This is a genomic window from Pseudomonas sp. SDO5522_S412, assembly GCF_054071215.1.
Window position 1 is genome coordinate 1 of the sequence record NZ_JBSVWQ010000284.1, and the last position, 6,487, is coordinate 6,487.

General features: G+C 62.0%; 5 protein-coding genes. 2 read left to right on the forward strand and 3 right to left on the reverse strand.

Translation table 11 applies throughout. The features are described from left to right. Positions 1-201: 201 nt before the first annotated feature. Genes mksF through mksB form a run of 3 tightly spaced genes read right to left on the reverse strand, consistent with a single transcriptional unit; the run spans position 202 to position 5,013 of the window. Positions 202-3,042, reverse strand: coding sequence for an Mks condensin complex protein MksF (gene mksF, locus ACW9I6_RS29590; protein ID WP_457340138.1), 2,841 nt, complete (start codon positions 3,040-3,042; stop codon positions 202-204). After that, positions 3,039-3,746, reverse strand: a complete 708-nt coding sequence (gene mksE, locus ACW9I6_RS29595) for an Mks condensin complex protein MksE (protein WP_003214375.1) — start codon at positions 3,744-3,746, stop codon at positions 3,039-3,041. Before mksE ends, mksF begins: the two co-directional genes overlap by 4 nt. Further along, the gene (mksB, locus tag ACW9I6_RS29600) at positions 3,736-5,013 is read right to left on the reverse strand and encodes an Mks condensin complex protein MksB (RefSeq protein ID WP_003214377.1); all 1,278 of its coding nucleotides are present in this window, start codon (positions 5,011-5,013) and stop codon (positions 3,736-3,738) included. The genes mksE and mksB overlap by 11 nt, the downstream gene beginning before the upstream one ends. Positions 5,014-5,219: 206 nt before the next feature. Between mksB and ACW9I6_RS29605 the strand changes: the two genes are divergently transcribed. Next, a complete protein-coding gene (locus ACW9I6_RS29605) occupies positions 5,220-5,957 on the forward strand; it encodes a hypothetical protein (RefSeq protein ID WP_003214379.1) in 738 nt (245 codons plus the stop codon). Beyond that, positions 5,950-6,402, forward strand: a complete 453-nt coding sequence (gene rimI, locus ACW9I6_RS29610) for a ribosomal protein S18-alanine N-acetyltransferase (protein WP_003214382.1) — start codon at positions 5,950-5,952, stop codon at positions 6,400-6,402. The genes ACW9I6_RS29605 and rimI overlap by 8 nt, the downstream gene beginning before the upstream one ends. The last annotated feature ends 85 nt before the right edge of the window (positions 6,403-6,487 follow it).

Consider the following 6,487-nt stretch of genomic DNA (forward strand, 5'->3'; position numbering starts at 1 on the left):
CTGGGCCCGTAAAATCCCACTCGGCAGATAGACTGAGGCGCGGCCTTCGCGAACAAGCCCGCTCCCACATTTGACCCAGTTCCCATTGAAGGAACCCGATTGAATGTGGGAGCGGGCTTGCTCGCGAAGAGGCCCTCAAGAACACCAAAAAAAGGCCGCGATCCAGAAGATCGCGGCCTTTTTGCATTTCAGCGCAACTGATTAAACCTCATCCAGCTCCGGCTCATCCGCCTGCACATTCACCGTCGCCTTCACCACATCGTGACGACGGATGTATTTCCAGTCCGCTTCATCAATGTAGATCCCGTTCGGCCCGCTGCCGCCTTCCAGGTCGATCGCCACCTGGGCGGAAACCTGCGGCTTCACACTCGCCAGAATCGGCACGAAGCCCAGCTGCAAGCTGGTCTCCAGCAATGCTGCCTGGTTCTTCTCATCGATGTCCGCGGCCTCATCGAGATAGTACGGCAGGCGCACACGACCGGCCTGGTCGCGGTCCATCAAGTGCAGCAACAAATACATGTTGGTCAGCGCCTTGATGGTCATGGTGGTGCCGTTGGAGGCGGCGCCATCGATGTCGGTGTGAATGATCGGCTGGCCGTTGACCTTGGTGATCTCGAACGCCAGTTCGAACAAGTCCTTGAGGCCCAACTGGTTATGGTTGGCCGCAACCAGGCGCGCCAGGTATTCCTTGGCTTCCTCGTTCTTGTTGTCCTGCTCGGCGCTCTGGCTCAGATCGAACACCGACAGGGTTTCGCCTTCTTCATACTGACCGGCACTGTGGATGATCTGGTCGATATGCTTGAGGGCTTCCTTGTTCGGCGCGAGCACGATGCGGAAGCTCTGCAGGTTGGACACCTGGCGCTTGTTGATCTCACGGTTGAACAACGCCAACTGGTGCTCAAGGCTGTCGTAGTCGCTGCGGATATTGCGCAAGGTGCGCGCGATATCCGTGACCGCCGCCCGCCGGGCCTTGCCCAGGGTCAGGGCTTCATCGGTACGGTGCGCGTAAGCGTTGATCAGCAGGTGCAGGCGGCGCTCCATATCGTCTTCACTGTCGAACTTGGCCACGCCCTTGAGGCGCACCTGTGCGTACAGCGCGTCGATCTGGCCATCAGCGCGCAGCAGGCCTTGCCAGCTGTCCTGGTAGTCATTGAGCAGCGGCAGCAGGTTGTCCATGGAATCGTCGACCGGGTCCATGAACGGCGTACCAAACGGCAAGTCTGCCGGCAGCAACTGGCGACGACGCAATGCGTCATCCAGGGTGCGCTGCTTGGCTTCCATATCACCAATCTGCCGGCCTACCAATTGCAGCTTGGCCGACAGTTGCTGGACGCGCTCGGTAAACGCATCGCTGGAGCGTTTCAATTCGTCCTGGGCCGCTTCCATCTGCGCCAGGCTTTCCAGCTTCTCGCCTTCCTCGGCGCTCAGGGTTTGTGCACGGCGGAAATCTTCCAGCGCCTTCTGCGCGTCCAGTACCTGTTGGTACAGCGCTTCAGTCTGGGTCTTGCTCGCCGCGCGGTCGGCCGCCACGGCTTGCTGGGTTTTCAGTTGCTTGAGTTCTTTTTCCAGACGCTCTTTCTGGTCGCGCAACGCGGCGCGGTCAGCCAGTGCCTGCAACGCTGGTGGTTCAATGTGCGAGATGTCGATGGCCAGCCCCGGCACTTCAAAACGCTCGCCCTTGAAGCCATCGAGGATCTGCTCCAGGGATTTCACCCACAGGCCGTCCTCGTCCAGCGTGATGCCATGCTCACCCAGCGGCAAGCTGAACAGCGAACTGTTGAACAGGCGCATCAGACGCTCGACATCCTGCTGCGAGAATTCTTCCCGCAGCTTGGCGTAGCTGTTGTTGTCGGCGTGATCGAGTTGCTGCTTCACCGACTTCAGGCGTTTTTCCAGGTCCCGCAGACGTTCGTCCAGATCCTCGGCGCTGAACTGACGCGACTGCGCCAAGGCCCCGGCCAGTTCATCGTGAGCATCCTTGGCGTCCAGCAGTTGCTGCTCCAGCACCTTGACGTCATCCACCAGCGCGAAGCGGTGCTTGAGCACCGACAGCTCACCCAGCCAGCGCTGAATCCCGCTGATTTCCCGCTCCAGGCGCATCAGCTCCTGAGTGCCGCCGCGCTGGTCGTTCTGCAGCGAATCCTGCTCGTTGCGGTAATGCTCGGCCTGGATCGTCAGTTCTTCCTTGCGCGCACTGGCGTAGTCCGACCAGGTGCCCAGCAACGAATCCAGCAGCGGTGACAGGCGATGCAGCTTGCCCCGCAGAATGTCCCGCTGCTTCACGCCGTTGGCCAAGGCTTCTACCAGAGGGCCGGCAGCCACCAGCGAGTTGTAGTCCTGCTCCATGCGTCGTACATCGCGGAAGGCTTCTTCGCACGCCGCGATGTAATCGACACTGCCGGAACGCAGGCTGTGTTCGAACGCATCCAGAAACAGCTGCTTCAACTTGGCCGCGGTGATTTCCCGCATGTGCAGCAAATTGATAAACAGCGCGCGGAAGGTCTTCAGGCTCTGCTCGCTGGTGGAGCGCAGCGGAATCAGGGTCAGGTCCAGCGGGATCGACGTATGGCCGCCCACCAGCAAACGTCGCAGCTCATCGGGCTTGAGCTCATAGGCTTTCAGGCCTTCGCGCTCAAGGTTGGTGAACAGCTCTTTCTGGCGCAGGCAGGTGTCGTTCTTCTGGTAGTGCGCCAGGTCCAGCTTGCCGGCGTAGGCAAAGAACTGGTGACCGAAACCACCGCCCGGGCCGCGACCGACCACGCCGATCACGTGCGGGCCATGGGGAAGCGAGACTTCCACGAGGATGTAGCTGGTGTCGGTGGCAAAGTAGAAACGCCGGGATTGCTCCAGGGTGTACTTGCCGAAACTCATGTCCGACATGCGCGCCAGAATCGGGAACTGCAAGGCGTTGATCGACGCCGATTTGCCGAGGTTGTTCGCGCCGTACACCGACAGCGGTTCTTCCAGCGGGAACAAACCCAGGCTGTAACCGGCGGTGTTCAAAAGGGCGAAGCGGCGAATGCCGTAGCGTTCCTTGCTCATGCGTCGGTCTCCTGTTCTTCGGCAATGGCGCGGGCCAGGGCGTCTTCTTCGCTTTCTTCTGCAAAGTCACTCAAGTCCAGCGGGTCATCGGTCTTCAGCAGTTTTTCATCGCTGTCTTCGTCGATGATCACCGGGGCCGGCAACGGCAATACGCTGTGGATGCTCGCGGCCAGGTCGCGGTCTTGCTGGACCGAGAGGCACACATCGAGGAAGCGGTGCATCGGCGGCAGGAAGCGGTAGATGCCGTTCTCTTCACCGGCAAAACCCAGCTGGGTCATGCGGCGCATGATTTTTTCTTCCAGTTCCTCGACGGTCTGCACTTCGGCCTGGATAAACAGGTCGCGGTACTTTTCCAGCAACGACGGCAGTTCGTCACGGCCCAGGCTGCCACCGTCGAGCACGGCGATCGGGTCGCGGCCCTGGTCGGCCAGGTGCTCGACGATGATGAAGGTGAACAACGCCAGGCGCTGGGCGGTCTTGTTGACCTGCGCGGCGGCCACGGCCGAGTCCGGCACGAAGTAGTAGAAACCTCGCGTGTCGCACACCAACTCAAAGCCCAGGGCCTTGAACAACGTGCGGTACTGGTCCTGGAAGTTCGACAGTTGGGCGTACAGCTCCGGGTCGCGGCGGCTGACGTGGTAACCCTTGAACAGCTCGCGAAAGATCGGCGCCAGCTGGGACAGTTCGGATAGATCAAGATGCATGAGGGGTGCTCGCAGAATTCCCGGCCGTATCAATACTGGCTGGAAGCAGGGCGAATGAGCGCAGGCTGACCTGGTGCTCGTGAGTGTGGTAATCCCGTCGTTCCAGACGTTCACGCTTGAAGCGTTTTTCCCGCGACAGGCGTGAGAACCAGTACAGCAACTCGTCGGTTGCGCCGTCCGGTTCCTGCTCCAGCAGCCAGGTCATCAGGTCCGGCATCGGCAGCGCGTCTTCACAGCGTTCGAGCATTTCCTTGACCGTGCGCGGTGCGCGAGGGGCTTCGCCCTTGTGGGATTTATGCGCCTTGGGGAAACGCGCCGGCTTTGGTTCGAAGTTGGCCAGGGCGTACACGTAGGCTTCGACCTGGCTGGCACTGCCAAGAAAGGTGCTTTGCGGCCGGGTGAACATCGGCATCGCCGCTTGCGGCACCGCGTCCAGGCCCTTGCGGCGAATCGCCGACAAGGCCAGCGCCGCGCCACGGGTCACGGCGTTGTGCCGGCGCGCTTCTTCCCGCAACGGCAGCAGCAGTTCCCGGGCGTGACGCAAGGTCAGTTGGGCGCTGGTCTGCATTTCGAGGATGCGCGCGTGGGTGCGCAGCAGCATGTCGTCGTCCACCAGGTGGCCGAGGCGCTGCTGCTCGGTGAGCATGCGCAACAGTACGTTTTCCACCTTGCGCACGCCTTGTTCGAAGGCGCCGTCGGCGTTCACCAGTTGAATCATCGGCTCGACGTATTCGTCCCAGGTCGCCAGTACTTCGGCGTAGCGCTGGCGCAACGGGATCTGCCGGTCGCTGGTCTTGGCGCGATCGGCCACGGCAGCGAGGGCCTGTTCATCGTTGGCGAGTTTTTTCAGCACGTCGCGCACGCGCATGTCCAGCAGGCGCAATTGGCGCGCCAGGTCATGGCCGTCGCGGATGTCGAAGGCGTCCTGGATATAACCCGCCAGGCGCTCAAGGTGGCGCAGGTAGGCTTCGATTTCCAGGCACAGGCCTAGCCGGTGCTCCTTGCGAAGATACGCCAGGAAGTCGTGGATCTGTGCGTTGAGCTCGAAACGGTTCGGGCTCTTGGCGACAGGCACCAGGATATCCAGGCGAATCCACACGTCCAGCAGGCTGGTGATGTCCTGTGGCGTGCTGTCCAGTTGTTGGGCGGCCAACTGGGCGCGCAGTTCGCTGAGGCTCAGGGTGCCTTGGTCGAAGTGTTCGCACAGTGGCTCAAGCAGGGCCCAGTGTTCGGCGAGGGCGCGCAAGACGCGCTTGGGTTCGATCATCGGAATGGCCGGCTGGTTAGCGATTAAAAGCAGCGATTGTACTGCATCGGTGCCGGGATTTATCCACAGCCGGTCGTGAGGCGCTCACCGGAACGATCAACTGCGGGCGATCTTCGTCGAAGGGCGGTAGAATCCCTGTTCTTTAGTTATCCACAAGTGGCCGACCTTTGCTTATCGAGTCCCGACGTCGCGCTTACTTGACCGCCATGCAGGTGGTCAACTGGCTGCCGCGCACTGAATTACCGTTCGCCGCCCCTTCGCGGCCCGAGCTGCTGGAGGCCCCGGAACCGTTCGAGGCTTTCGAGCCTTCGGGTGAGGAGGCGGCTGCGCCGGTGCCGCTGGTCAAGCCCGTGGCAGAAACCCCGGTGGTCCGGCCAAAGGTCGAAGTGCCGCGCCCGTCGCCGGTGGCCAAGCCGGTCGTCGCCGAAGAGGCGCCTGCCGTGGTCAAGGCTCCGGTCGTACCGCCGCCACGCTTTGCCCTGCAACTGCTGCGGGCCGGGCGATGCCTGCTGCTGGTGGAGTTACCCACAGGCGAGCGCTTCCAGGCCCGCGACCCGGCCTATCTGCTGCTCAAGGACATGTTGCGCGCCGCCGGCCTGCCCGACAGTCCGCAAATCGTTGGCGAGCCGGTGCGCTGGCCGCTGCTGGCCCGGGGCACCATGGACCAGGGCCCGGAAGCTGCACGGGATTTTGTGCAAGGTTTTGTCTCGGCGCGCCTGGAAGACGAACCCTGCGTGTGCCTGTGGCTGATCGGCCTGCCCGCCGTGCGTTTTGCCGGCGAAGCGAATGCCGAGGCCTGGTACCGCGAACTGCAGGTCGAAGGCCTGGGCTCCGTCTGGGCCCTGCCGGGCCTGGAACTATTAATGGAAGAGCCACAGCGTAAGGCTGATGTCTGGCAAGCCATGCGCCGGCTGATGGCGCGCTGGAAAAGTACCGATGAGTGAAGCTTTATCCTTCCGCCCGATGACCGAGGCGGACCTCGACGCTGTACTGAAGATCGAATACGCAGCGTTCAGCCACCCCTGGACCCGCGGGATTTTTCTCGACGGGCTGGGCAAATACCAGATCTGGCTGATGTTCGAAGGCGAGCAGCAGGTGGGCCACGGGGTGGTGCAGATCATCCTCGATGAAGCGCATTTGCTGAACATCACCGTCAAGCCGGAAAACCAGGGCCGTGGCCTGGGCTTGAGCTTGCTGGAGCACCTGATGTCCCGGGCCTACGAGGCCAAGGCGCGGGAATGTTTCCTGGAAGTGCGCGACAGCAACACCGGCGCGTTCCGGCTGTACGAGCGTTATGGTTTCAACGAAATTGGCCGTCGGCGGGATTATTACCCCGCCGTCGGTGGCCGCGAAGATGCGGTCGTGATGGCCTGCACCCTGGTCGACTAAACACAGGGCCCAATGTGGGAGCGGGCTTGGTGGGAGCGGGCTTGCTCGCGAAGGCGATGGCCCAGTCGCCAGATGTAATGACTGA

Bases quoted from the DNA above. Each gene is read 5' to 3' on its own strand.
- ACW9I6_RS29605 (WP_003214379.1), top strand. From the start codon at position 5,220: ATGCAGGTGGTCAACTGGCTGCCGCGCACTGAATTACCGTTCGCCGCC.
- mksE (WP_003214375.1), bottom strand. From the start codon at position 3,746: ATGCATCTTGATCTATCCGAACTGTCCCAGCTGGCGCCGATCTTTCGC.
- mksF (WP_457340138.1), bottom strand. From the start codon at position 3,042: ATGAGCAAGGAACGCTACGGCATTCGCCGCTTCGCCCTTTTGAACACC.
- mksB (WP_003214377.1), bottom strand. From the start codon at position 5,013: ATGATCGAACCCAAGCGCGTCTTGCGCGCCCTCGCCGAACACTGGGCC.
- rimI (WP_003214382.1), top strand. From the start codon at position 5,950: ATGAGTGAAGCTTTATCCTTCCGCCCGATGACCGAGGCGGACCTCGAC.